Source organism: uncultured Shewanella sp. (assembly GCF_947495455.1).
In the GTDB taxonomy this organism is placed as follows: Bacteria; Pseudomonadota; Gammaproteobacteria; order Enterobacterales; family Shewanellaceae; genus Shewanella.
In genome coordinates this window covers 1-25,620 of the sequence record NZ_CANLZC010000088.1, presented here as the reverse complement: position 1 = coordinate 25,620, position 25,620 = coordinate 1, and the positions used below count along the sequence as shown (strand labels likewise).

20 protein-coding genes and 1 pseudogene are annotated in these 25,620 nt (G+C 41.8%); 15 read left to right on the top strand and 6 right to left on the bottom strand.

Going from position 1 to position 25,620, the window contains the following annotated elements:
• Window positions 1-391: 391 nt before the first annotated feature.
• The 7 genes from Q0791_RS18875 to Q0791_RS18845 all read left to right on the top strand — a co-directional run bounded on the left by Q0791_RS18875 (window position 392) and on the right by Q0791_RS18845 (window position 15,891).
• Entirely contained in the window at window positions 392-1,396 is a 1,005-nt protein-coding gene (locus Q0791_RS18875) for a phage baseplate assembly protein V (RefSeq protein ID WP_299009790.1), read from the top strand.
• Between the two features lie 204 nt (window positions 1,397-1,600).
• Window positions 1,601-1,951 carry a GPW/gp25 family protein gene (locus tag Q0791_RS18870; protein WP_299009787.1) on the top strand — a complete coding sequence of 117 codons (351 nt, stop codon included), beginning with the start codon at window positions 1,601-1,603 and terminating at the stop codon, window positions 1,949-1,951.
• A complete protein-coding gene (locus tag Q0791_RS18865; RefSeq protein WP_299009785.1) occupies window positions 1,948-4,308 on the top strand; it encodes a hypothetical protein in 2,361 nt (786 codons plus the stop codon). Before Q0791_RS18870 ends, Q0791_RS18865 begins: the two co-directional genes overlap by 4 nt.
• Window positions 4,295-9,013, top strand: coding sequence for a hypothetical protein (locus tag Q0791_RS18860; protein WP_299009783.1), 4,719 nt, complete (start codon window positions 4,295-4,297; stop codon window positions 9,011-9,013). The genes Q0791_RS18865 and Q0791_RS18860 overlap by 14 nt, the downstream gene beginning before the upstream one ends.
• Window positions 9,010-10,950, top strand: a complete 1,941-nt coding sequence (locus Q0791_RS18855) for a phage tail protein (RefSeq protein WP_299009781.1) — start codon at window positions 9,010-9,012, stop codon at window positions 10,948-10,950. The genes Q0791_RS18860 and Q0791_RS18855 overlap by 4 nt, the downstream gene beginning before the upstream one ends.
• 8 nt (window positions 10,951-10,958) lie before the next feature.
• Window positions 10,959-14,000 carry a DUF6519 domain-containing protein gene (locus tag Q0791_RS18850; RefSeq protein ID WP_299009779.1) on the top strand — a complete coding sequence of 1,014 codons (3,042 nt, stop codon included), beginning with the start codon at window positions 10,959-10,961 and terminating at the stop codon, window positions 13,998-14,000.
• Between the two features lie 160 nt (window positions 14,001-14,160).
• Entirely contained in the window at window positions 14,161-15,891 is a 1,731-nt protein-coding gene (locus Q0791_RS18845) for a DUF4157 domain-containing protein (protein WP_299009776.1), read from the top strand.
• A 145-nt stretch (window positions 15,892-16,036) separates the two neighbouring features.
• Here the strand turns inward: Q0791_RS18845 and Q0791_RS18840 are convergent, their stop codons facing one another.
• Genes Q0791_RS18840 through Q0791_RS18820 form a run of 5 tightly spaced genes read right to left on the bottom strand, consistent with a single transcriptional unit; the run spans window position 16,037 to window position 19,145 of the window.
• Window positions 16,037-17,302 carry an MFS transporter gene (locus Q0791_RS18840; RefSeq protein WP_299009773.1) on the bottom strand — a complete coding sequence of 422 codons (1,266 nt, stop codon included), beginning with the start codon at window positions 17,300-17,302 and terminating at the stop codon, window positions 16,037-16,039.
• A 13-nt stretch (window positions 17,303-17,315) separates the two neighbouring features.
• On the bottom strand, window positions 17,316-17,750 hold the full coding sequence (locus tag Q0791_RS18835) for a hypothetical protein (protein WP_299009771.1): 435 nt from the start codon (window positions 17,748-17,750) through the stop codon (window positions 17,316-17,318).
• A 49-nt stretch (window positions 17,751-17,799) separates the two neighbouring features.
• The gene (locus Q0791_RS18830; RefSeq protein WP_299009768.1) at window positions 17,800-18,249 is read right to left on the bottom strand and encodes a hypothetical protein; all 450 of its coding nucleotides are present in this window, start codon (window positions 18,247-18,249) and stop codon (window positions 17,800-17,802) included.
• 37 nt (window positions 18,250-18,286) lie between these two features.
• The gene (locus Q0791_RS18825) at window positions 18,287-18,703 is read right to left on the bottom strand and encodes a hypothetical protein (RefSeq protein WP_299009765.1); all 417 of its coding nucleotides are present in this window, start codon (window positions 18,701-18,703) and stop codon (window positions 18,287-18,289) included.
• 25 nt (window positions 18,704-18,728) lie between these two features.
• Entirely contained in the window at window positions 18,729-19,145 is a 417-nt protein-coding gene (locus Q0791_RS18820; RefSeq protein WP_299009762.1) for a hypothetical protein, read from the bottom strand.
• Window positions 19,146-19,233: 88 nt separating this feature from the next.
• Here Q0791_RS18820 and Q0791_RS18815 point away from each other — a divergent pair, with 88 nt between their 5' ends.
• From Q0791_RS18815 to Q0791_RS18790, 6 genes are all read left to right on the top strand, one after another.
• A complete protein-coding gene (locus Q0791_RS18815; protein WP_299009760.1) occupies window positions 19,234-19,869 on the top strand; it encodes a Type 1 glutamine amidotransferase-like domain-containing protein in 636 nt (211 codons plus the stop codon).
• A gap of 389 nt (window positions 19,870-20,258) precedes the next feature.
• Window positions 20,259-20,702 (top strand): hypothetical protein, encoded by a 444-nt coding sequence (locus Q0791_RS18810; RefSeq protein ID WP_299009758.1) that lies wholly within the window; start codon window positions 20,259-20,261, stop codon window positions 20,700-20,702.
• 85 nt (window positions 20,703-20,787) lie between these two features.
• Window positions 20,788-21,966: a DUF6602 domain-containing protein gene (locus Q0791_RS18805; protein ID WP_299009755.1), complete on the top strand. Its 1,179-nt coding sequence runs from the start codon at window positions 20,788-20,790 to the stop codon at window positions 21,964-21,966.
• A gap of 110 nt (window positions 21,967-22,076) precedes the next feature.
• Window positions 22,077-22,607 (top strand): hypothetical protein, encoded by a 531-nt coding sequence (locus Q0791_RS18800; protein ID WP_299009750.1) that lies wholly within the window; start codon window positions 22,077-22,079, stop codon window positions 22,605-22,607.
• Window positions 22,608-23,272: 665 nt separating this feature from the next.
• The gene (locus Q0791_RS18795) at window positions 23,273-23,668 is read left to right on the top strand and encodes a hypothetical protein (RefSeq protein WP_299009747.1); all 396 of its coding nucleotides are present in this window, start codon (window positions 23,273-23,275) and stop codon (window positions 23,666-23,668) included.
• A 95-nt stretch (window positions 23,669-23,763) separates the two neighbouring features.
• The gene (locus tag Q0791_RS18790; RefSeq protein ID WP_299009744.1) at window positions 23,764-23,967 is read left to right on the top strand and encodes a hypothetical protein; all 204 of its coding nucleotides are present in this window, start codon (window positions 23,764-23,766) and stop codon (window positions 23,965-23,967) included.
• Window positions 23,968-24,066: 99 nt separating this feature from the next.
• Here Q0791_RS18790 and Q0791_RS18785 read toward each other — a convergent pair.
• Window positions 24,067-24,165, bottom strand: a pseudogene (locus tag Q0791_RS18785) (GNAT family N-acetyltransferase); the annotation flags it as partial.
• Between the two features lie 132 nt (window positions 24,166-24,297).
• Here Q0791_RS18785 and Q0791_RS18780 point away from each other — a divergent pair.
• Together Q0791_RS18780 and Q0791_RS18775 are read left to right on the top strand one after the other, a co-directional pair.
• Window positions 24,298-24,744: an RDD family protein gene (locus Q0791_RS18780; RefSeq protein ID WP_299009742.1), complete on the top strand. Its 447-nt coding sequence runs from the start codon at window positions 24,298-24,300 to the stop codon at window positions 24,742-24,744.
• Between the two features lie 417 nt (window positions 24,745-25,161).
• The gene (locus Q0791_RS18775) at window positions 25,162-25,365 is read left to right on the top strand and encodes a hypothetical protein (RefSeq protein WP_299009739.1); all 204 of its coding nucleotides are present in this window, start codon (window positions 25,162-25,164) and stop codon (window positions 25,363-25,365) included.
• Window positions 25,366-25,620 lie beyond the last annotated feature (255 nt).

Genomic DNA, 25,620 nt, shown 5'->3' with positions numbered 1-25,620 from the left:
GGTCAGTACTTTTTGTAAGAACGGCGGAAATGTGATGGATAAGGTCCTATGACTAGTATGAATCGCACAAATGTCGGCAAGCTTTTTGGTCAGCTCTTTTTGTAAGAATGGCGGAAATGTGATGGATAAGGTCCTATGACTAGTATGAATCGCACAAATGTCGATAAGTATTTTGGCCAGCCCTTTTTGTAATAACGGCAGAAATGTAATGGATAAGGTCCTATGAATAATACAAATGTGGGCAATATTCGAGGTAAGTTTTTTGGTACAAGTGTTTTGGTAATAACGGCGGAAATGGGGTGAATAAGATCTTATGAATAATAAAAATGTCGATAAGTATTTTGGCCAGCCCTTTTTGTAATAACGGCAGAAATGTAATGGATAAGGTCCTATGAATAATACAAATGTGGGCAATATTCGAGGTAAGTTTTTTGGTAAATACCGCGGAAATGTAGTGGATAACGTCGATCCTATGGTGATGGGGCGATTATTAATTAATGTGCCTTCTGTGCCAGCCAATGCATCAAACTGGGCGATGCCTTGTATTCCTTATGCAGGGCCTCAAGTGGGTTTTTATGCCATGCCACCCATTGGTGCGAATGTGTGGGTTGAGTTTGAAGGTGGCGACCCTAATTACCCTATTTGGGTGGGCTGTTTTTGGGGAGAGGGTGAAGTGCCTTTAGAGTCTCCGCCAGAAACGAAAGTGTTTAAAACTGAATTTAATACTTTTATTTTAAATGACTTACCTGAAGTTGGGGGAATGACATTAATGTCTGAGCCTGATTGTGTGGATGATATTTGTACCATGAAGTTTGATGCTGAAGGGATCCAGATCACCATTCCTGAGTCTAGCATTGATATGACCACCACCACTATTTCGGCCACCACAGGAGATATTACTTTGACTGCCGAGGAAGGTATTGAAGCATCGGCAGGGGCTGACATTAGTGCTGAAGCAGGCGCTGCTATGGAGCTCAATGCTGGGGCAGATATTTCAGCTGAAGCGGGCGGGGCAATGGAGTTGTCAGCGGGAGCCGATATTTCAGCTGAAGCGGGGGCGGCCATAGAGATAACGGCGGGGGCCGATGTGGCTATGACAGCGGGCGGGGCTGTTGAAGTGACCGGAGGGGGAGATGTGGCTGTGACGGGCGGTGGTGCATGTGAAGTCACAGGAGGTGCGGATGTTGCTGTAACGGCAGGGGCAGCCTGTGAGGTGACTGCGGGATTAGATTGTGCAATAACGGCAGGGCTGGCCTGTGAAGTGACGGCGGGAGCAGATTGTGCGGTTACCGCTGTGGGGGCCACTGAGATTACCTCGGTAGGTATTGCTATTACAGGTGCGGTAGAAGTTACCGGTGATTTACTCATTGATGGTCAGCAGCCTTTAGTCATTTAAGGCGTTTCGCCATTGAATGTCAGGGAAATGGGCTTTTTTATGGTTGGAACATGATAAAAATGGATAGAAAAAGCACCATCAAAAATGAAATCGTGTTGTAAGAACAATGATCCATTCATGGTCGCCATTCAGTCAAAGCTTAGATGCTTCAAGGGGAGAAGACTGAGTGATGTGAGCACAGAATAAGCAGGGAGAAGCGAGAATATGCATAAGAGCTTTCCATTTCAAATTAATCAATATGGACATATCCAAGAAGCGGATGATGATAAACACCTTAGGGATATGATGGAACAAATTTTGTTCACTATTCCGGGAGAGAGAGTGAACAGGCCTGAATTTGGCTGTGGCGTACAGTTATTAGTGTTTGGTTCGATACAAGCTGAAATGTTATCGGTTAAGCAATCGATGATCCAAATTGAATTGCAAAAATACCTTGGCCATTTGATGCAATTACAGGTGGTTAATATTACGGCTCATGAGACCCAATTGGATATTTTTATTCGTTATCTACCTTTTGTTGGTGATCAGGCAAAAGAGGTAGTGTTTACACGATGAGTGAATGCCATTCAGCCCAGAGTGCACTCGATTTGAGTCGACGCCGCCAACTCATTCAGCAACATGCCGTGATTAATGGCATTGATTACATTCTTGTTAAGAATGAGACCTGTCTTGAGCTGTATTTTATTAAACCTGTATTCAACGCAGCTGGTGAAGCTTTTGCTAAGACACTGCCTCGTTTGAATACCAGTAATATTATCCTTGAGCTTTTACATGCTGGAGTGAAACAATCCCTGACCTTTGATATCGAATTTATCGAAGAGGCGTTTTATCTTCAGCTGACACTGGATGAGCCACTGCCAAATCAAAGTGAGGCAGTGATTAAAATCACGCTATTAAGTGATGCTATCGATCCCTTCTTTAGCTCGGCACAAGTGAAAAGTCATTATACTCCACAATCGGCGCTACCTTTATCGGCAGCGGATGTTTCTGCGGTGCCACGGCTGGATTACAGAGCCAAAGATTATGATACGTTTAAACAGTTAATTGAAACTGAACTGACTCATAACATTCCAGATTGGCGGGATAGAAATGCCGCAGACATGATGGTAATGGTGACAGAAGTGTTGGCCTATACCGGGGACATGTTGAGCTATAAACAAGATGCGGTGGCAACCGAAGCTTATTTAAGCACAGCGCGATTTGATTTGTCTTTACAAAGGCATTGTCGGCTATTGGATTACACCATTGACAAAAATACCACAGCGCGGGCTTGGGTGACAGTAAAGGTGGATACTGCAGTGATCTTGCCGCCCCGTACCTTGTTTTTTTGTGGCGGTGATGAGCAAAGCCCAGTTCTTAGCCTCTTTGAATATCAAGATCGCCAAGGGGGAAAGGAAGTGGTCTTTGAAGCCATGCATGAAGCCGATTGCCGACCAGAATATAATCACCTTATTCCTTATGATTTTGGTATACAGGATTATGTGATCCCAAAAGGCTGTCAAACATTAGCAGTAAAAGGAAAAATTAACATTAAAAAAGGGCAATTGGTTGCGTTAATGGACAAGCAATTGCAATCTTCACCTCAAGTGGTGAGACTCATTCAAGATGGTGTTTATCAGGTCGATCCTTTATCTGAGCAAGTTTATACACAACTTAATTGGTATGCTCATGATGCATTGCGCCAGTCTTGGCTGGCAAATTCAAGTTGTTTGTGTGCCAATGTCATACTTGTGGATAGGGGGGAAACATTACCCTTTGAAAAGCTTATGTTGTATTTGCGCAATGGCCAATATTTTGCTCAGCTCAAACATACTCACTTAGTACATGGCAATCGATTGGATGTTTTCCAATTTAACAATGAAGCCGCCAGTGAAGGGATTAAACAAGTGTCAGCAACGGCGACACCTCAATTACAAGTGGTAGAATCATTAGTCCCTCTTGATATTGGGTCATTGAGCAATGAGGCCTTAAAGGGCCAGTATTGGACCAATGTCACCGATTTTCTCGATAGCACACCTAATTCTCAACATGTAGTGTTAGATGAACATCAAGGCATGGCGGAATTACGATTTGGTGATGGTTTGTTTGGTGCTTTTCCAAATAAATTTAATCATTTTTATGCCAGCTGTCGCATCACGCCAAATAAAGATCATCAAATCGCGGCGGGAAAAATCAACCAATTGTATCTGCCAGAGCATTTAAATATCGTTACCGAAGCGGTTACAGAAGTCAAAAACCTACACCCAGTTGGGGATCTTCAGGCCAAGAAAAGTGCCCAAGCAATAAAACTCGCCGCGCCAGTCCAGCATAGGCAAAGGCTTAATCTAGCACTTGCTCAGGATTATATCGATCTGATTTTAACTGATGAACGCGTGGAGAATGTGTACTTTGAAAAAAAATGGAGTGGCAGTCATGCAGTCTTTTATTTTTATCTTTATCCACGAAATGAAGCGAACTTAGATGAGGTTATTCCTTTTTTAATGCAGCAGTTTGCCCTATATCAAGTGTTAAATCAGCGAGTGGTGATTAAACACTTCACGCCATTATTGCTTAAAATGAGTGTCAATATTGCAGTTAAAGCGGGTTATTCTATGCCCGCTTTATATCAAGGCTTAAGGTTACATTTCAGTGATGATGCTCAAGAGGGAATATTGGCGCCTGAACGTTTTAGTTTTGGCACCCCTTTGTATGCCAGTGAGATCCTTGAAACCACTCTCAATATAAAAGGGGTGGAGACTGTGCAATTATGTGACTTTCAAACTTTACCACACTATATCGGCAGCAATAATCAGGCTTTTGTGGAAACGGTTATTGTGCCTAAATCACATCAAGTGATCAGCTTTGCGTGTCAGGGAAGGCAAAGTGACGTGAGTTTTACGTTAACGAAAGGAGAGAGTGATGAGCAATTTTAAGCATAAAAGCACTCAGCTTCGCACTTTGAATGCCCGTCCGGGCCATTTTTCTGATTTTGTGATCGACATGAAGCGGGCCACATTGGATTATCGTCATCCTGATGGTAAATTCAAAGGACAAAATCCACTCGCTGAAGTGGATTTATCCGATCACGGCAATTTTCTCAATGGGTTATATCATTCATGGGCCGCGGTATTGGAAGTCTTGTCTTTTTACCAAGAAAAAATTGCTCAAGAAGGGTATTTAAAGACTGCCACAGAGTCTTTTTCTGTGGAGCAGCTGGTGGCTGAAATTGGCTATCAAAGACCCCATGCGCTATCGGCAAAAACTTGGTTGGCGTTTACCTTAAGTCAAGACAGTCAACGCCTGCAGTATGTGATCCCTAAGGGGACTCGAGCGCAAAATATTCCTCAAGGCGGGCAGCCAATCACCTTTGAAACCATAGAGACATTTGTGGGCAAACCGGATTGGAATACATTGAACTTGGCTCAAAGTGAATCGAGTGTGTCCAGTCGAAGCTTGTTGACCTCTTCGTCGTTTTGTCATGTGGTTAAACCCGCCTTTATGATCAAGAAACATGCCCACATTTGGATCTCGGGTACCTTAAATGAAAAGACAATTAATTTTTTTGTTGTCATACAAGAGATCATTAAGTTAAAAGAAGGCGGAGTCTTGCTGATTTGGCACAGTGCGTTGGCGCCTAATCAAACAGGTCAAATACAAAATCCTCAACTTGTGTTGATGCCAAAAACCTATGCTATTTTGGGACATGATGCACTCGATTGGTCATCATTGCCCTTCAAAGAACAGTCAAAATATACTCAGCATTTTAGCAGCATTGCGGTGCGTGATAAGGCGTTAACATCGACTTGGCAAGATGTGGTTCAATATCCTCAAATGACAGTGCATGCAATGGTTTCATTACTGTCCGGTAAACTCTTAGCTGTGGGCTCTAAAGGCATGTTTTATTCCCTCGATGAGGGTGAAACTTGGCTGAAAGTTAACAATGTACGGGTCGATATAACATTGCTTTGTATTACTTTTCATGATGGTGTGATTTATACAGGGGGCAGTCAAGGTTATTTGCTGAGCTCTTATGATGAGGCAAAAACATGGAATGTCATACGCGGCAACAGGCCGCTTGACAAAGAAGCTAAGAAACACAGTATGCCAGGGTTGTTACCTGCAGTGACCATCACGAGTCTGACGGCTATCACCCTTAATTATCGAGATGGTGGCAAGCGACATATTCTCTTTGTGGGCACAATGAAAGGGCTTTATTACTCGACGGATGAAGGTCGGTATTGGATGATGGGCAATGGATTATTTCATTATCACAATGAGTCCCTACCAGAGGGAGCACAAGTTCATGACTTACAGACGGATGGTGAGTGGGTTGTGGCCTCGACGAGTCTAGGTTTGTATTTTGCCAAGGTGGATACTCACAGCCTTGAAGAGAAAGGCGAGGAAGTGAAAAATACTGTGCCTTCTTTTCTAAGTAAGTACTTTTTATTTGAAAGCCAGAATGAAAAACGTTGGAGTCAGCATAATCGTGACACACAAGTGTATGCCGCCATTAATATTGAAACAGATAAAGGCCGCTCAACATTATTTGCAACTCATGATGAGGTTTATCAACTATTAGGAGGCGAGTTAGTTACTGTCAGTGAGGGGATTTTACGCACTTTGGATAGATGCATTCCTCGCGTTCATGGTTTTTTACCCCTGCAAGATACAATTTATATGGCCACAGATCTCGGTGTGTATGTGGCAAAAAAGAGCACTTATCACTGGCAGCTCGATAGTCTGACACACTTGTATACCTTGCCGAATCCTAAATGTTGGGAAACGGCACTGACAGAGGGGCAATTACCCGATGATGGGGCTGATAATTTATTATTATTTGGTTTTCCTCTCTCTGATGCTGCAACAGTAAAAACAGGAGATAAAGACGGGCTTTGGTTGATAGAAGAGCCTAATGCAGCATCGATTTACATTCAAAAAAAGCAAAATAGCTTAGTGTTAACCACGGGGGGCTGGGTCGATAATCAAGGGGCGCTGCTTGTCCCTATCAGTAGTAAGTTAAATAGTGAGCCAAACAGTGAGTTAAACGGTGAGTCAAACAGTGAGTTAAATAGTGAGTTAAATAGTGTGCCAAACAGTGAGCCAGAGTCTCAATCTGTTGAGCAGTGCGAGCAAGTCACGAATATTGGTGTGCTTCAGTCGATTACTGATGCGCTTTCAGTTTTGGTGCATGGACAGGCAGTATCCCCAATTTGGCATAATATATTTGAACATATTGGCTTTAAAATCAGTCAAAAAGCTAAGGTTGTGACTCAAGTTGAAAAGGTATCTTGGTTAATACAAGATGACACACAGCAGATAGATTTTTTCATTACCTTTAATGATGAAAAAGTGCAGATCAGCCGACTTGGAAGTGCCTGCTCTATGCTAGCCTTGCCAACGGGATGTTTGTTATATGGCGGTAAACCTCAGTCTGTGCTTCCCAGTCGTTGGCCTGATTTTTTGCTGAGGGATAACCTATTACCACTCAGTACTAAAAAGGCCTCAATTTCTGCAGGTGACACTTTATTACTTAAACAATCCAGTCCAAGAGGGATTCAAAAACAGGTAACGGCTGTGAGTGTTTTTGAGGGGACTCAAACGGCCCTAGGAAAGATGGCTGTAGTGACACAAGTGAAAACCCAAAAGGCAAAGTTAGCTCAGTTCGATCGTCGAACGACGAGGGTTTTTGCTGGTAACTTCCCTCTTGAATTAAGTCCCACTGCTGTTAAAACACAAGTGCTTCAAGGTGACAGCATATTCACATTCAAAGGTAAATTTACTCCGCTACCCAGTGGCCATAAAGTGGCTATCGTGGGAAAACGCGCCTTGTTGCAGCTCAGCCAAGTACCCATGAAAGACGCATCAGCCCCTTGGGTATTAAAAGGGGCGACTCATGATGGTCAAGAGGTGGTTTTATCGCGCAAAAAAGTGTTTAGTTTTACGCCGCAAGCGCAGGAAGAGGCCGCTTTGATGACACCAGTATTGACCGCTGCTTTGATTAAGCGTTTTGTGTCAAAGGGTATTGTATTAGATGACAGCGCCCATTTGCAGGTAGCGGGGGCAGAATATTGGTTACTGACACAGGCTTTGGGGGAATATTACTATTTGCAACTGGACTGTGATGCTAAAAAGGTCAATGTGTATGCAGAATATGCTTACCCTATTATTGAGATCACGCCAAAAACTTGGGTTATCGCAGCCAATGAAACTTTGGTTGTACAAAAAAATCAAGGGATAAGTGTGTGCTGGCTCAAAGCCGATAAAGCCAGTGGCCAATGTTCTGAGCTGCTTGAGGTGAGTGAATGTGATGACTTAGAACAAGGTATGTCCATTCGATGGACTTCTCCATTAATCCATTATTTTGATGCCAGTACAGTACAATTATTTGCCAATATTGTGCCTGCTGTGCATGGTGAAACCGTTCAAAAAGAATTGATTGCTGCAACAGCTTTAGGTCAGCCCTTTCAGCGATATCAATTGCACAGAAGTCCCTTAACTTTTTATCAAGACGATAATGGCGAGTTACAGCATTTTTTAGCCATAGAGATGCGGTTGAGTGGCTCTCGAGAGCGCCGCTCATCGGTAATTGAAAAGTGGCAGCAAACCTCTGCGATTTTACACAGTAATAGCCATCAGCGTCACTATGAAGTGAATATCAATGGTCAAGGTAAAACGGAGATCTTATTTGGTGACGGTATTCATGGCCGTATTCCTCAAGCGGGTATTGAAAATGTGTTTGCTCACTATCGTTTTGGCGGCGGCGCCAAGGGGAATCTCGCTGCTGGGGAAATAAAGCTATTGAGAAATAAGCCTCTTGGTGTCAAGTCGGTTTTTAATCCTTTGCCTTGTGTGGGAGGCGCCGATCCTGTTGTGACAGGTTCGATTCGAGACAAGGCTCCTCAGTCCCTACACTTTCAAAATGTGATCATTTCCAGTGACGATTGTTTGCAGCATGCTCGTCAATATGCCGGAGTGTCTCAAGCCACGTTGACGTCACTGATGGATGAACATCTGCCTATTTGGGTGATCTGTATTGAGACGGCAGACTTGCCCATCAAAGAGAAGCAGCAGCTAGCCATGGCATTAAACGCATCCATTAACGCCATATTGTCACACCCGGTGAAGGTGAAAGTGGTGCTGGCTCGAGTGAGGGTCTTTCGTGTGTCTGCTCAGGTTTGGGTGAAGAATTTGGCCACTTGCCCCAATATTGCCGATGAACTGAGTCAGTCTTTAGCGGATCATTATTTAAATGATCGTCATAATTTAGGCAAAGATATCGATGTGGCCCATGTCACGGCTCAGTTGCAGGCCCATAGTGGAGTATCGGGAGTATTAGTGACCGAATTGGGTTTTGAGAGTCGTGATAGTGCAGACAATGGCAACACTGACAGCAATGACAGCTTAGTTGATGAAAGCAGGGTTAATGCAAGCAAAGGTAATGGCAACACTGACGGCAATGACAGCTTAGTAGATGACAAGATTGACGGTAAAAACACAGTTCAGGCTAATAAGAATAAAGTGATGCCATTACTGCCAGCCAGTGCCGTGATTGTGCGCAGTAACGGGGAGATTTTAGGGGCGGAGCGTCTACTGACCAAGAAAACGTTAGTTTCCATTTCATTGGGAGCGGGATCATGAATGAGCAATTGTATCGATTATTACCACTAACATACCGAGAGCGAGACTTTGATCATCGGCAATCTTTTCGAGCCTTAATGGCGGTATTGCAAACGGGGCAAGACAAGCTTGATGAAAATATGATGCTCTTATATCAAAACTGGTTTATTGAAACCTGTGAGAATGAGCGTATTCCTTATATTGCCGATTTAGTGAATGTGAGGGATCTCGATTCTGAATCTGTGTTTGCCATTCAAAGGCGTTATGTGGCCAATTATTTGGCGTATCAACGACGCTCTGGCAGTGTCACAACCTTTAATAATAGTGTGCACGATACCACAGGATATGCTTGTTATAGCATTAATAGTACTGAAAAAATGTTGACCAGCTGGACAGAACGCGATCCTCAATTGGTGACAAAGACCTTCAGTGTTAAAGATAATATTGAGGCGCCTTTTTCTCAAGGGGCGTGTCTACCTAAATTAACCTGGAAGGATACCGCATTGATCGCGGCAAAAAGGGGAGTGCTCAGTCCGCAAGTGTTACAGGTTTATTTATGGAGACGGCAAGCGGTGAGCTTAGTTCATAGCCAATTGTTTGCCGCCCCTCATATTGATAATGGCTGGACATTAGGTCGACACGATGAAGTGTGGCCATTATGTCATCAACCTAAGCGCTTAGGGAGTCTTGATACGACTCAAACGGCCCAAGAATATCCCTATGCTATTGTGCACAATAACTATGATGATGGGGTAAAGGCTTGTGTGACTTTTTTTGAATGGGATCCCTCAATCAATCAAATGACTCAGCTTGCCGATAGCGACATAGTGATCACCGATTTATCTGCTTGGCAAAAGAATGATGGAAAAAATGCGCGATTATTATTTGATCCCGCTTTAGGGCGTGTATTGCTGCTTGATGAAAAATTAAACGGGCGACTCCTTGTTTCATATCATTATTTGCATAATGGTTTTTTTGGCGCATCCCCCCGTTATCGAGGCGCCAATGCAAAGATCACCCCTTTAAAAAGGTTATTGGCGCTTTATCCGAAAGAAGGCCAGTTAAGTGAAGCCTTGGTGACAAAACCCATTGTCACTCCGAATGAGGCACCTTCTTCAAAAGGGGCCAAATCGCTTCAGGTGGCTTTTGCCATTAACGCCCATTATGGATTAACTCAATCCTTGAAAATTGATTTAAAAGGGGAGAATGTCACCTTAGTGGCTGAAGATTATGTGTGTCCCACATTATCGGGCACCATTGAAGTGAGTAACACTGGTGATACTCCCGCACAGTTAATATTGAATGGAATGAGGGTATACGGACAAATTTGTATTGACAATAATGTGGATATACAGCTCAAAGATAGCAGTTTATTGGCTGATATTCTGTGGCTTTCTCTTCCTTCAAAGCAAGAGGGGGATCGCCGATTAGCGCAAATTAAGGTTGAAAATGGATTGATAGTGACCCACAAGTTGATGAAACATGCCCATTACCAGCTTAATAACTCGGCAGTAATCTGTGCATCCCCTTCCACGGTTCGCGCCTTTCGTTGTCACAATAGTACTGTGATCGGTGATATCACTTGTTATCGCCTTGATGTAGTCTGCAATAGTGTGATTGACGGTACTTTTAGTTTGATTAACCCCAATAGGGTTAAGCTGGCTTATTCCTATTTTCGTGTGTTAGTGCTGCCCCATGGTGCGCAAACAGAGCAAGTGGTTACCGATGCCATGATAGGGCGACATGGTGTGCAGTTTGCCTCAACACGTTATTTCGATGCAGCGTTTTTGGTCTTAACCTATGGCACAGATCAATCTGTGTTAACAGGGGCGGATAATGGTGAAGAAATGGGGGTGTTTAATCAGCAATTTATTCGTAGAAAAGAGCAGAATATTAAAAACCAATTTGACCGATTTCTTCCTCTTGGAATGGAAGTGCAAACTGACTATATGGATTAAAAAATATTATGAGCGGAGATTTCTCAAGGTTTACTTTTGACCCAGCAAAAAACTATTCAAAGGTATTGATGCAACAGGGGCGAGTATTACTCGATGCTGATTGGAATGAGATGCAATCTATTGCCAGTCGAGAGTCGCAATTATTGGTGAGTGATCTTGTAGGGGAAGTGGCCTACCCTGTGAATAATCCTGCATTTACACCTAGAGTGCGTGGTGGACTCAGGTTTGATGGTAAAAAGGATTTTTTATTTATAGAGAATCAAAGTATCGATTTCTCATCAGGAAAACACTTTAGTATTTTAGCGTCACTGTCTTTGCTGCAAACGGAACATGATGCCATCATTTTTAGTCAGTGGAGTACCTTAGCTGAGTTTGATATTGAAACGGGGATCACTCTGGGCGTGTCAGCAGAAGGTTTTCCTTATTTGCAACGCACCATAGCCACAGAGACCCGTGTCGAAGTGGAAACCTTAACCAGTGATATTGCGCTTAAGTTTGATACAGAGCAACAATTGGCAGTGACTTTTAATGGCGCCAGTCTTTGTTTGTATATTGATAGCCAAGAAGTCTTATGTGAAATGTCGCCTAGATTGGGAGTATTAGAGGCGGGCACAATATCCATTGGTGCGGGATTAGAAGCGCGCATACCACGACGTAATATGAAAGGGTGTTTGTATGATATGGCGATTTATTCAAGGGCATTAACGGCAAAAGAATTGGCTGTTAATGCTTTTATGCATCGAACGGTGGGAGAAATAGGGCTTCAAGCTTGGTGGCCTTGTACAGAAGGTCAAGGGGCGCTTTGTCGTGATATTTCTGGGCAGGGTAATCATGGTTTATTAGGCGCGGGAGTGAGTGAAAATGCGCCGACTTGGTTGGCTTCAAGGTTGTCTTTTAGTGCAGGTCGAGTGTATTTAGATGGCGTGATGGCTGAGCAAGGTCATGGGGTTGACTTCTTCATAAACTCTCAAGATGAGGGGTGTTTTATGACCTACCTTGAGATGCATCAAAGTTTAATTTCAGCGGTTGATGATCCTGAACTATTGGAGCCGGGATTAAGGGGAGTCGATACTTCGGTTCGTATGCAAACGCAATTGAGGATAAAACGTTTTCCTGATGGCTCAAATGTTGAAAGCCTATCAGGCTTAGCATCACAATGGGCTAGTTTTCAAGCCTTAAGAAAACGAGTGGGGCAGATTAAGGTCAATGCATTAGCGCAAAGAGCGTCGTTTAAAAGTACGTTATACCGAGTGCAAATCGTTGAAGATAGCGATTTAACGGCTAACAAGACGCTTTGTGTTGTTTGGAGTGGAGATAATAGTGCGCTGTCCTATGCCGTGACGCAATCGAGTCATGATAGTATCAAAGTGTTAGGTCTTGAACGCAGTAATAACCCCTTAGTTTCAGGTAGTTATTTTTCGTTATTAGACAGTGAAGGTAATAGTGTTCACAAGAGCAATACACTGCTTATTGTGACTGAAGTCGATCTTGCTCAAGGGATTGTGAGTTACAGTGGAAAGATTAATCAAAAGGCGACTCCCGTTAAATTAATGCATTGGCATACGGCTATTCATTCGCTAACAGCCAATGAGACGGGGATTGAGCTGAATATTGATGATCGCCTTAAGATAAGCTTTAAACCCGATGCATTTTATTGCCGTGGTGATTACTGGCTTATTCCAACTCGTGCTTTAAAAGATAAAATAGAAGTAAAAGAAAATACTTGGTTATTCCCCTTTGAGCAGCGCGCAATTCATCAAGGCGTCGCCGCTTTTGAGCGGCGAAATGGCGCTGTCTGGTTACAAAAAGATTGGCGTAAGGCGTTTATGCCAGCCGTTAAATGGGAAGCATTTTTGCGTCGAAGTGGTGGTGTGATGACAGGCGCATTAACCCTTAAAGAGACACTAACGGTTGACGGGCTCACGCAATTTAATGGTGATGTTATTTTAAAGGGGGAGTTAAATGCTCAATCTATTGGTTCGACACAATTAAAAGATCACAGTGTGACTCATCACAAACTGGCGCGTAATTTAGGTCTGCATTTAGGACAATGTGTGTTGAGTCAACATGAGACTCCGCCGCCGGGATATGCCAAGGTGGGCAATATTCTTGGTGATACAGAGCATGCTAATTGGCAAAAAAGTGAGACTCGCTTACCCCTTGAAGAGCCTTTCTTTGCACACAATATAGCGGCAACCAGTTTGCTACTTTATGGTAGTGGGGCCTTGTTTGAGGGCGTTCAAAAAGACGATGGCTTGATCCTTTTTTATGAAAAAGCCCCTTTTCCTGGAGAGGCGGTGAGGCAATTTTCCACTTGTGTGTTGGACGATAAATTATATGTCGCAGGTGGGCAAAATGCTGAGGGTAAAAAAACCAATGAATTTTATTGTTATAATTTAAATACCGATCGTTGGGAGAAAAAGGCGCATTTAATGCATTCCATTAGCCATATGGCCTTATCCAGTTTCGATGGAAAGATCTATGCTGCAGGAGGAATGCAAACACGCTTTTTAGGTTTTTTACAGCACAGCCCGAGTCGAAAATTAGGGTGTTATGATCCTCAGTTGGATACTTGGACATCCTTAATGCCGATGCCAAATGAACGTTATTCAGGGGGAATGGTCAGCGTCCATGACAAAATCCACTATATTGGGGGATCAGACAGAGAATTGTCGGGTATTTTATCTGAGTCATTTTGTAATACTCATTTTGTTTACCATCCAAAAGAAGACAGATGGCATCAGGCTTTATCTATTCCTTTGGCTCGAAGTCGGTTTGGTATATTGGCATTAAATGACAAAATTTATTGTTTAGGCGGGCGAACAGGGGCGGGATATACAGGGAATGTTCAAGTTTATAATCCAGAAACGGATTATTGGGAGGCTGAAGCTTCTCTAAATGTGCCCAGAAGTCATGTTTCACCGGTATTATTTCATGAGGTGATTTATGCACTAGGGGGTAAAAGAGATGATAAGTATATTGATTTTATTGAAAATCAAAATGCCAGTACTGAATTTTTTGTTCATCGATTGGAAAGTTATTTGGAGTAACTTTTTTGCGTCCCTGTTTAGGGCTTTTATTGAATTCGGGCTGTTATTGAATTAGAGCTGTTATTAAAAAGTGATGTGAAAAGAGTGAATTTGAATCATTGTTTTTGCGGTAACGCATTTAAAAACGATAACTTAATTATTCATTGTTTAAGGGAAAGCTATGCAAACTCACCATACACCAGCCAGTGCAGTTGTTGAAAGCTCAGTACCTAAGCCTGCTGTGCAGAATAAATCTGTGCCAACGCAGCGCGCGATAAAAGGAGTGAGTCATAGTGCAGTGAGTCATAGTGCTCGACACAGTTTAAAATCGATTAACCCTCAAGGCTCGTTTAAACCGTCTCATCAAGGTTTGCCTGAGAGACTCAAACATGGCATTGAGCAATTATCGGGTTATTCAATGGATGATGTGACTGTTCACCGAAACTCTTCAAAGCCAGCGCAATTAAGTGCTCATGCTTTTGCGCAAGGAAATAATATTTATTTAGGCCCTGGGCAAGAGAAGCATTTGCCTCACGAGGCTTGGCATCTTGTTCAGCAAAAACAAGGGCGAGTGAAATCCACACTGCAATTGAAATCAGGCACATGGGTTAATGATCAGCCTGAGCTGGAAAAAGAAGCGGATGAAATGGGAGCAAAGGCGAGTCGATATCATTTTAGTCTGCACAGAAAGAGTCCGTTACAGCGTGCAGGGTTCAACAAGCATCGAGCGGAGCCTTTAGTTGTGCAGCGTGCAAGGACGGTCATTGTGGGAGAGTCTCATGGCTTAGCTAAAATTCGAGTGAGAAGAAAGCGAACGATTTTGTCAACCAATCCTGGTGGAGGATGGATAAGGCAGTCAGAGCCCAGTAAACTCGCTGCTGCGCTTATTCAACATAATAATTTTACGCCTCCTGCAAGTTATCAAGCAGAATTAGAACGTCAAATGCGAATAAATGGTGCCTTGAGAAACGTCATGGATACCGCAGAGCGGATCTCTAACGGGAATGATCCCAAATGGGGAGCGGAAGATAACTTAATTGGCGTAGGCAGTAGCGCGAGAGGGACGGGCGCCGTTGCCCCTAAAAGTGCGCGAACCCACATTGAAAATCCTCAAGTGAGAGCCGATGCGTCCTTTATTCGCGCGCTGTCAGCACTTGGCGGACACACATTGCCTAAAAATATTGTCGAAAGAGGTTTTCCGGATAAATCCGGTTATCAAGTGTTAAAGCTCATTGGTAATAGAGTGGTGGCTGAAGCAGAAAGTAAGTTGAGTCGAACCTCGGCACCTATTCAGGCTAAATGGGCCTCTTTAATTGCCCCAACAGGCCTATTGGGGCAAGTGGTTAAGCGAACCCCCAGTATTGCCGTGACCGATGAAACAGGCGCCAGTAATGAGCTGGTGCCTAGAGGCAATAGGAGTCAATGGGCTGATCAGGTGATAGTGCAAATAGAGAAGGGCTTGCAAGCCTTATTAGAAACTGTAGTCGATGAAATCATTAAAACCTTAGGTGCCGATTTTAATCGTCCACTTCAAGCCAGCCCCATGAGCAAACAATTGATTGATGATATCGCGGCAGCAAAATATGGCAGTGCGGCCAGCGTGTTAAGTCGCATGCATGCCATTGCGAGTATTGCGCGTACTCTTACTCAACTCGAAGGAGTAAGCAGTAATAATGAGCGGTATCGAACTCAAAATCCTAGAGTCGTTAATCCTAGATTAGGTTATATAGTCGGTGACTCTCATTTAACGGATTTTGTGGAAATTAAAAAGGTGCATACTGATAATGATCCGTTAAAGTCTATCTTAGATAACGCGACGATTGTGAGGCAAAGTGCTTATGGCAATTTAAGAAGGGCGGCGAGAAATGCTGTTATTGCCACGGGCCGAACGCCAACCCTTGAGATCACTTGATTTGGGATTTTTAAAGAGGGTGCTTCACTTTAATAGATATAATAAAGTCGGTGCATACTGATAATGATCCGTTAAAGTTTATCTTAGATTATGCGACGATAGTGAGGCAAAGTGCTTTTTATTTGTACGGCACGTTGAAAGCGAACTAGCGACCTTGCTTTTGTATAAAATAGGTCAGAGTCAATAGCATGATCACACTGTTGCCTATGAGCAAATAAGCGGGGAAATAAGGAGTATGGAAAGTCTGTATGCCAGTTAAGAGCACTAATGGGGCCAGAGCTGTGACCACGCCAATTCCTAAATTATAAGAGAGGCCAATAGCAGAAAACCTGACTTTAGGTGGAAATAATTCAGGTAATAAACCGGGAATGTTACCTAGGGCTAGTCCAACTAAAATGGCACTGAGAAAATAAGCCATTATCATCCAGTTTATATGGGTAATATAAATATAAAATATGGGGATGCTGAGGATGAATTCTGCGACAATAAACAGGCCGGCCAGTTTAATTCGATTGACTTTATCGGATATTATGCCGCCAATTAACGAGCAAAAAGCGGTAAATAACATGGCCAAGGTTTGCGTGTTTAGGTTCTCACTGTTAACAGTTAATGCTGTTTGCAAGTATGTTGGAAGCAGAATAAATAACAAAGTCAAAGGGAGCCCGGCACAGGCCATAAAAAGAGTACTAATGATGAATTGCCTTTTGAAGTGTTTAAATAAATAGAGCAATGGAAAATGGGTTTCTTTAGTTATAAAAGGGATGAAACTGGGGCTTTCTAATAACTTTTTTCTTAAAAAATAGGCGAGACAACCAAATAATCCACCCATCAAAAAAGGCAGCCTCCAACCCCATTGAAGCGTGTCATCGATTGTTAAATAATTAATGATGAAGGAGTACATTAAAAAGCCCAGTGCAATACCCAATTGTAAGCAGAAAAATATCACTCCTATACACAAGCCTTTTCTATTAGGCCAATATTCTGACATATAGGTTATGGCGCCTGGAATTTCTCCACCGATGGAAAGCCCTTGTAATAATCGAAAAAAGACCAACATCAGAGGCGCAAAGACACCTATTTGGGCATAGGTTGGTAGCAAGCCTATGGCGAAGGTCGAACCCGCCATCAATAAAATGGAGAAAGTAAAAGTTTTTTTTCTGCCATATCGATCACCAAAATGCCCTAAAATAATGCCACCTAAGGGTCTGGCCATATACCCAATGGCAAAGGTTGAAAATGTGGTCAAGAGCGCATTAAATTCATTCTGATTAGGAAAAAAAATGATGGCGATTTGTTTTGCCATTAATGCAAAAATAATAAAGTCAAAAAACTCTAACGCGCCACCTAAACTACAGAGTATGAGAATGCGTAATGGTTCTGACTGATTGCTCATTGTGCTTGTGTTTTTCATATTTGAGGCTTCATTAATTTTTCATGATAAAGTAGGTGCCTACATTTTGTCTGATGGCTGGAGGCTCACTGCCCGCTGTTTGGCTAAATATATAATGTCCTGTGGTATTATTTTTGCACATCAAAGTGAGTTCAAACTCGGAAATGAGCGTGTCTTCTTGCATTAATCTAGTGCTAAATAGACCTATGTCAGGTGCGAGTACTTGATAGTGATATTCCCCTGATAAGGTTTCACCTGTATGGAATGAAAGTTCGGCTAAAGCATCTGATTTAAAAGTAAATCTTTGTAATTCTCCCGCTCTTGGGTTATTGAGTGTGTATTGGCCATCAACTTCAAGTACAAAGCGTTTTCCGGCTAAGGCATCGGGTGCGTTGCAGTTTGTCGCGAGGGCATGAGATGGACACATCATGTAGATAAAGAGTGAGAATAGTATCAGTGCGGGTCTCATGTTATTTCCTTGCTTGGGCTGGGCTTATTTAAATATTTGCAGCATAGTTTTAATAAGAATAATGGGGTTGCAGTATGTAACTTCCTGAATCTTGTCTGATATCAGGTTTGATTAAGCCTTGAGTTTGGCTAAAGATAAATTTACCAATCAGCGCTGTTTTACAGACTAGAATTTCTCGGTAAGTGGATTGCTCTGTTCCTTGAGTGAGCTGAACTTCTAATAAACCGATTTTGGGTGTGAGTCTGCTATAACGATAGGTGCCTAGACTGATATCGCCTGTGATCATGTTTTTATCTTGAATTTGTGTATTAGTAAAAGTTAAGGCCTGTAAATTACCCGCTTTGGGATTGGTTGGAGCATGCATACCGTTAATCCCTAAAAGTACTCGGCTGCCGACTAATGAAAGGGGTAATTCACAATTTTGTACCGATGCTGTGGCTAAATGGGCGATGAATAAACTCAGTATTGAGGCGGTTTTATATCCAGTCATTTGTTTCATTTTTCATTCCAGTCGAGTGATATTTTGAGGCAGAATCTTACTCAATAATATAAACGCCAGTATTTTGTCTGATATCGGGTTTTATTGGGCCTTGGGTTTGGCTAAAAATAAAGTAACCGACACGATTGTTCTGACAAACAAAGTTATAGGAATAAAGAGCTAGGCTTTTATCTTTTCCTTGCCTGATATTGATTCTGGCTAATCGAGGATCGAAATATTCATAACGATATGAACCTGAGGCTGTTGTGCCTGAATTGAGTATGGTGACTTGAAAGCTGTTTTTTTTAAATGTTAATTCTTGCACTGAATCAGCCATTGGGTTGTTGGGAGTGTAGACACCGTCAACACGAATTAAAAGTGTTTTACCTTCTAGTGTTTTTGGTAATTGGCAAGCAAGGGCATATTGAATGTTGGCGGTGACCAATAGCATGGCTAACATTGTCCATGGTTTCATGTGGGCTCCTTAAAGAGGGTTTGATTTAATGACGTATCATATAACTGCCTGTATTTTGCCTAACATTTGGCAGACGAGGCCCTTCTATTTGACTATAAATATAGTAGCCTGCTCTATTGCTGGTGCAGACAAAGGTCATGCTGAAACGTATCACTTTTGGTCCTAATAGCTGTCTTGCTGTGAATTTAGCTAAGCCTCCACCAAATGTGTGGTAAGTGTATTTACCGATAAAGTGGTAATTATTTTGAATGACCCGAGTGGTGAAGCTTTCTTTTGAAAAAGAGGTTTGTAACACCCCTATGGGATAGGGACTGTAATGTCCATATTCTTCGTCCACAGTAAAAAGCAGCGTCAGTCCATTGAGTGTTTTTGGTGCATCGCAGATTTCAGCCGCTGCGGATAGATTGAAAAAGAGCAAGATTGAGAGAATGCGTCTTAGCATATTATGATGTTAATGATTGCGGTGATTAGACTTACCTTTTAGTGTAGTCAATAAATGACAATCAAGATCCATTGAACAAGGAAAGAAAATGACCTTAGCCTTACTCAGTTACCCAGAGTCTAAAAGGGGAAAGGAGACGATAAAAGCGGCTTTAACAGACTGCGACCAATCGAATCCGCAAGTGGGTTATATCGCCTCAGAGCCTGATATCGATCGACGTTACTTTAGGCAAACACAGCAAGTATATGAGGAATTCGGGGCGAGCCTGAGTGTTTATCTTGAGCTGGAAGACGCATTTGATGAGGCGGCTTTCGAGCAGCTACTCACCTTGAATGCGATTCATTTATCGGGTGGGAATACTTACCGTTTTTTATGTGCTTTAAAGCAGCGTAATTTGATGCCTGCACTCATAGATTATGTGGAACAAGGGGGGATATTAATCGGAGTGAGCGCGGGGGCCATGATAATGACACCGTCGATTGTTACCGCCAGTTTATGTGGTGATGTGAACCATGTGGGATTACAGGAACTTTCCGGATTAGGCCTGACCCCTTTTACTTTTGTACCTCACAGTGAAAAATTAGGAAAAGACATTATCGCAGCCAGAGAAATGGTTAACAGTGAAGGGGTTAAGTGTTATTTATGTTCAAATGATGAAGGTATTCTTCTGCGTAAGGGGCAGGCAAGGTGGCAGTTATTTGGAGAACCTGTATTGGTGATTTGATCGAATAATCAAAAGGGGATATTTGAGTTAATTGCTGCCGCAGGCTGCTGTGCAGATACCTCTGCAAGACGCTGTGAAGCCATCCTTGGCCGCTTTACGGTTTCATCCCTGAAACCGAAACTAGCAGATGCATCTACACGGGGATTTAAAAGCGCAAATCAACAGCAAAAGAAAAGATAAAAACAGGGTGTTTCTTTGAATTGGTTTTATGGGTAAAAGTGTGACCTATCTCTATGGTTTTGCATTGGATTACTATTGATTTAAACATTTTGTTTACAATAGTGTCTTGGTGGTGGTATTTTGCGCGTTGGTGGTAATTTGTTGACTATTAATAAAAGAAAAACGCGCATGCGTACTATACAAAGGTTAGGCTTCCAAAGGAGTCAGGAATGACTGATAGATATAGTTACATTAAGGATTTTTCTGAATTGAGCGAAGATATACATAAAGGTGTCTATCAATTCTCAATATCGGAGGCGGTTAATAGAGGGTGTAATCTACGCATTTGTGTTAACAACAAATCTAATTGCGACCAAATTCTGGAGAGAATTTTTAGCACGCAAACGGTCAACAAGTTACGTGCCAATAAACCAGTTTCTTCATCTGGTGTATCTGTAAGTCTTGAGTCTCCAGCAACACTTAAAAAAAAATACTACTCGCAAGAGAAGTGGGTTCTCCTTCTATTATTCCCATCTCCCGAATCACTCCAAGTGGTAGAGGGATTAGATAGTTGTGAGGCAATCATTGTATTTAGTGAAATTAGCCACAGTGATCACTTAGTTCGGTGGTGTGCGGAAAAAGAAGTAAGTGCTCTTGCAGCAGAGCAAGCATAACAAGGCCAGCCAGAGGGACCAAAAAACCGCCGCTTCGCTCTGGTTTTTCGGCCCCTGCTGGCGGCGTTAAGCCTCCGAGATAGATATGGATATACGAAAAATATTTGAAGCTATAAGCCTAGAGTTATCAGCAAAATTCCAGAAAACCATTCAAATAAAGCACAATGGTGGAAAGGGAGATAATAGAGAGGATGCTTTTGTAGACTTTCTTAAAGAGTACTTGCCAAATAAATATGGCATAGGTCGAGGTGAAGTTATTTCGCCTGAAAACGAAATTAGCGGTGAACTAGATATTGTGATCTTCGATAAAGATCATTGCCCTCTGTTTTTAAAATCTGATTCTCACTCCCTATACCCAAGAGAAAGCGTGTTTGGTGCGATTAGCATGAAATCTCATCTTGATAGCGAAGAGCTAAAGGATGCTTATCAGAATATTGCTAGTTTGAAGAGAATAATGCCAATTCAGGGGGTCACTAACTCATCTATAGCTGGAATGGATGCAGGGTTAAGTGCTGTGGTTCCTGTCACTGCAATATTTGCTTATGATGCAAATAGAAGCCTTGAAGCTATAGCTAAACAAGTTAAGAACTTAGATAAAGAGCTTGATGATATCAATCTAAGGCCTGACTTTGTTGTTGTTCTCGGCCTAGGCATCGTCGGCCCTAATGGTCGGATAAGAAATAATTTTAATATGTACAATCTGCCGCAAGGCTCAAATGATCTGGCGCTATTAAGAACAACTGGCAGACATACTCTCCTGCGTTTTTATATGCAACTGCATGATGAACTAAATTCAATAACACAACCCTCTCTCAATCTTCATTCATATTTTGATATGCCTTCTAAAGTTGGAAAATACAGGGTAAGGAAGCATGATCAGTTAATGATCCAATTTGATGGGGAAGATGAAAGGTCTGTTAAACGGCTTACACTTTCGGCTATTGATAGAATCGTTAAAAACTCAAGAATGGTCACTCTAGAACAACATTTCATAAATCATTTAGGTAAGCCACCATTAGGTGCTGAGCAAATATATGATCTAACTACTTGTGTGTATGAATACAATCCCAATAACAAACCCTCAATGCAACATGCAAATATCCAATGGGATGAGAGCGGACGTCCTGTCGGTGATGTTAGTACTTTTCAGCCACTTGGGATTGAGATAGATGGAAAGCAATATGCAGTAGATGCTGGCAGTATCAATAAGGATGATTTTGAAGAAAACCCTGACTTCACGGTTACGGAGCTAATGTCGCAATGAGACTTAACAAGCGCAAGCAGTCGGAAAATTTACTCGCTGCGCTCCCAAATTTCCGTTGTTGCGGGCGTTAGGCCTCTATTCCGATAACGAGCATTAAAAGGAGTTTTGATATGAAGATATTCAAAAAAAATCCGTTTAGGATCTATTTTACTATTGTAATTGCGGTATTTATTTGGGGTTTATTATTGTGGCAGCATAGTAATGGCGGTGTCCCAAGCCACCATTTACTGCATAGAAGTGACTTACCCGCTATTTCAAATTGGTGGGGAGGCATTCTTCTGCCGGTACTTAGCTGGCTTTTGATCGGCATGACCCACAAGAGAGAGGAAGGGAGTTATCCGCTTAGTGTTAAGTTAGGTTTTATCGGCGGGTTACTCTACGGAATTGTATTGTCGGTATCTTTTGTAAATGGTTTGGAGCAAGTAGCATCGCTTATGGCTCCAAGTTTGTTGGTTATAGCCTTATTTCTACCTATTTATCATTCAGAGTATTATCTTGGGTTTGTAATTGGGATGTCTACCACATTTGGCGTTGTTTTGCCCATAGGGTTTGCTCTAGTAGTAGTTATTCTGGCATACATTATTTACAAGTTTATCCGGCCAATTCCCTCGTATTTGGTGGAAAAATTTCGCGGCGCCTAAAAGGCCTAACAAGCTAGTTAAGAACGGACGCAAAACAGTTGGCTTGCGCTCATTCTTCGCTTATTTTAGCCAACTATTTTGCGCCGCTTACTGGGGCGTTATACGCAAAAGGAAGAGTTGTGTTACTAACCTCTATAGACAGCCATGATTAATGGCATAATTTATATCTTCCTACTAAGCTTAATCGACTAGCACCAGATGGAGCTTGCTATGCCACGTCCAAGAAGAACCCTGATTAGTATTGAACTTTCCGTTTAACAAGAAGACCCTATTATCATTGCTGTAGTTGCGTGATTATCGCATCCATTTAGATAAATGACGATGGCGCTTTTCCCAAGTGCTGTCAAAATGTTGTCAATATATGCCTAAAGGCTAGCACGCAGATTATCTTGATATATTGATATGCTAAGTGTTAAGACCACGAACCTCAGCCTCATATTATAAAAGGCCAACTGAGTCGGTACTTTACACTTCAAAAGTCACTCATTCCACTAATATTACTCTCCTTTATGATTCACTTTGCCAGATCGGCAGCAGGCATGTAGGTTAAAAATCGTCAGGTTATGATTTGATAAATGCTGAACGTTGATTTTGGGCTAAAATCTCAGTATGTTACTGATTAATAATGGCTGGCTATGAGTTGGCTATGAGTTGGCTATGAGTTGATGAAAGATGTTGTGGAGGCTATGAAGCCAGATTTTGTGGTCAAATCTATTCGTAGAGGATCAGATGATGGAAACTTTGCATCTATATCAGATGCGGGAATTCTTACTCTTCAGCTGAATCGTCTTCCAAGTCAGAAGCAGGGTTACATTTTTGAAATTGTAGAGGGGAAGTTCGAAGACAAACTTTTCTATGAAACGCCTGTGACTCCATCGGAATTCGCTGAAAATGAAGGCAGCTTTTCTTTTATATGGCTTGATGGACATAGCGATGAGCAAGAGCCATTTAAAATCAAAATAAAAATCGTGGGTGTATCTATATCTGGAGATAAAAGTGATCCACAGTATCTTGAAGTCTCACACGCGGGTATCAAAAAGCCATGGTGGAAGCTGTGGTAAAATCAGCTAACAAGTCACTACACATAGAAATTTTACTCGCCGTGCTTCCGAAATTTTGGTAAGCAAGGCGCTATAGGTATCAAGGATTTTGTATTGTGCTTGAAGGATTGTTTTCAATCGTTACAGCGATAGCAGAAGCTATTTTTGCTGCGGGTGAAACGCTGACTTTTATTGATTTGAGTGCTTTGTTAGTCGTTTTGCTCTTTGAAGTGATGCTTTGGTTTATCTTGTGGCTCCTTGAGTTAGTGCTTTCTTTGTTTAAATGGCGTAAGCCTCGTTTAGTAAAAAAGCCAGTATAAGCTTAAACCTAGAAAGATAGAAGACACAGCTGAATACCAAGAACAACCAATCCCCCATTGTTATCATTGTTTAAGTGATGACTGAGCTTAAAAGGCTCAGTCAGTGGCCGCTAACAGCTTTTGAAGCGCGTCGATTAGCAGCCACTCACTAGAGTCTTTTCCCTTATATCGAGCATCAATAGCTAATCGGGCAATAATGGCATGTTTAACCCGCCTATAACCAAAGGTGAATATGCTTTTTTAATGACTCATGTTAGCATAGCCAATTAAGTTTTGTAGTAACATTATTATATATTTTCAATATGTTATTAGGTTTTAGTTGGAGTAATAATGAGCGATATAGAAAGGGATGCATTGCCACAAAAGTATGTGGGTTTTTGGGCCAGATTTGGGGCGAGTATTCTTGATACAGTTTTATTAGGTTTGGTTATTTTGCCATTACTTTTTTTAATTTATGGTGCTGAGTTGAGCGAAGTCGAATCCAACGGATTTAATATGGTTGATTTTTCCCTCAATCATCTCTTTCCGCTGATCGTGAGTGTGCTATTTTGGGTGTATAAGTCTGCCACGCCTGGAAAAATGGCGGTCAAAGCGCAAATCGTTGATGCTAAGACAGGTAAGCGCCCATCGGTGAAGCAGTCAATCATTCGTTATCTTTGTTATTATATTTCACTCTTTGCGCTGTGCCTGGGTTTTTTATGGGTGATTTGGGATAAGAAAAAGCAAGCTTGGCATGATAAATTAGCAGGGACTGTTGTGATAGCATCAGAGCATTAAAGGCGCTGGCAATATCATGTTTACTGCTGTGGATCTGCAAGTCACTGGCAATTAACTTATCGGCTGTAGTGGTTAATAAAAAAGAACTTGAGTGCCATTATTTGAGTTCTTTTTTTATCGCTTATTTTTTATCTTGAACATTTAAAAAGTACCCATAGATCAAAATACTCCTGATAAAAGAGAATACTTTTGATAAATGAGAATACTCTTGATAAACGAGAATAAGACAAAAGTATTATTCATTTTGAGAAAAATAGACTTTGGATTAGAGGAAATTCATACTTTATTTGCATGAAATACTTATAGTTCTGCATTAATATACCAACAACTAATCTATATTGAGTTGGAATGAGTATGTTACATTGGGCTGTTAAACCTACAAGTAAGAAGAATATATTTTATTCGAGCATTTTCTTGATGATGACTATGCTGTATGGATGTGGAGAAGGCAGTGATAATGAAACTTTGTCTGATGTAATTTTATCGTCATCTTATATACCTGACTCAACAACGTCAAATATGACTTCTGCCAGTGCTGATGCAATAGCTGATGATACAGATACAGCGGATACTGAGGAAACTTCAGAAACGGCGGATACTGAGGAAACTTCTGATAGTTAAGATACTTCCTAGATCCCTGACATAAAATAGTGAACGTCCTCGAAATCATTGCGATCAGACTATGCTTGCTCCTACGTTTGTAATAGTGATAAAGCGTTTGTAGTTTTTATTTTTTATCGCTTATTTCTTATCTTAAACATTTTAAAAATGCTAATAAATGAAAATACTTCTGATAAACTTGACCTGGTCAACTGAATTCGGTCACCCTAGTTAAGTTCGTTAAGCAACTTCTTTTAATAGCTTATCCATACGTTC

Excerpts from the sequence above, each read along its gene's own strand:
- Q0791_RS18875 (WP_299009790.1), top strand. The coding sequence starts at position 392 with ATGAATAATACAAATGTGGGCAATATTCGAGGTAAGTTTTTTGGTAAA.
- Q0791_RS18870 (WP_299009787.1), top strand. The coding sequence starts at position 1,601 with ATGCATAAGAGCTTTCCATTTCAAATTAATCAATATGGACATATCCAA.
- Q0791_RS18865 (WP_299009785.1), top strand. The coding sequence starts at position 1,948 with ATGAGTGAATGCCATTCAGCCCAGAGTGCACTCGATTTGAGTCGACGC.
- Q0791_RS18860 (WP_299009783.1), top strand. The coding sequence starts at position 4,295 with ATGAGCAATTTTAAGCATAAAAGCACTCAGCTTCGCACTTTGAATGCC.
- Q0791_RS18855 (WP_299009781.1), top strand. The coding sequence starts at position 9,010 with ATGAATGAGCAATTGTATCGATTATTACCACTAACATACCGAGAGCGA.
- Q0791_RS18850 (WP_299009779.1), top strand. The coding sequence starts at position 10,959 with ATGAGCGGAGATTTCTCAAGGTTTACTTTTGACCCAGCAAAAAACTAT.
- Q0791_RS18845 (WP_299009776.1), top strand. The coding sequence starts at position 14,161 with ATGCAAACTCACCATACACCAGCCAGTGCAGTTGTTGAAAGCTCAGTA.
- Q0791_RS18840 (WP_299009773.1), bottom strand. The coding sequence starts at position 17,302 with ATGAAAAACACAAGCACAATGAGCAATCAGTCAGAACCATTACGCATT.
- Q0791_RS18835 (WP_299009771.1), bottom strand. The coding sequence starts at position 17,750 with ATGAGACCCGCACTGATACTATTCTCACTCTTTATCTACATGATGTGT.
- Q0791_RS18830 (WP_299009768.1), bottom strand. The coding sequence starts at position 18,249 with ATGAAACAAATGACTGGATATAAAACCGCCTCAATACTGAGTTTATTC.
- Q0791_RS18825 (WP_299009765.1), bottom strand. The coding sequence starts at position 18,703 with ATGAAACCATGGACAATGTTAGCCATGCTATTGGTCACCGCCAACATT.
- Q0791_RS18820 (WP_299009762.1), bottom strand. The coding sequence starts at position 19,145 with ATGCTAAGACGCATTCTCTCAATCTTGCTCTTTTTCAATCTATCCGCA.
- Q0791_RS18815 (WP_299009760.1), top strand. The coding sequence starts at position 19,234 with ATGACCTTAGCCTTACTCAGTTACCCAGAGTCTAAAAGGGGAAAGGAG.
- Q0791_RS18810 (WP_299009758.1), top strand. The coding sequence starts at position 20,259 with ATGACTGATAGATATAGTTACATTAAGGATTTTTCTGAATTGAGCGAA.
- Q0791_RS18805 (WP_299009755.1), top strand. The coding sequence starts at position 20,788 with ATGGATATACGAAAAATATTTGAAGCTATAAGCCTAGAGTTATCAGCA.
- Q0791_RS18800 (WP_299009750.1), top strand. The coding sequence starts at position 22,077 with ATGAAGATATTCAAAAAAAATCCGTTTAGGATCTATTTTACTATTGTA.
- Q0791_RS18795 (WP_299009747.1), top strand. The coding sequence starts at position 23,273 with ATGAAAGATGTTGTGGAGGCTATGAAGCCAGATTTTGTGGTCAAATCT.
- Q0791_RS18780 (WP_299009742.1), top strand. The coding sequence starts at position 24,298 with ATGAGCGATATAGAAAGGGATGCATTGCCACAAAAGTATGTGGGTTTT.
- Q0791_RS18775 (WP_299009739.1), top strand. The coding sequence starts at position 25,162 with ATGATGACTATGCTGTATGGATGTGGAGAAGGCAGTGATAATGAAACT.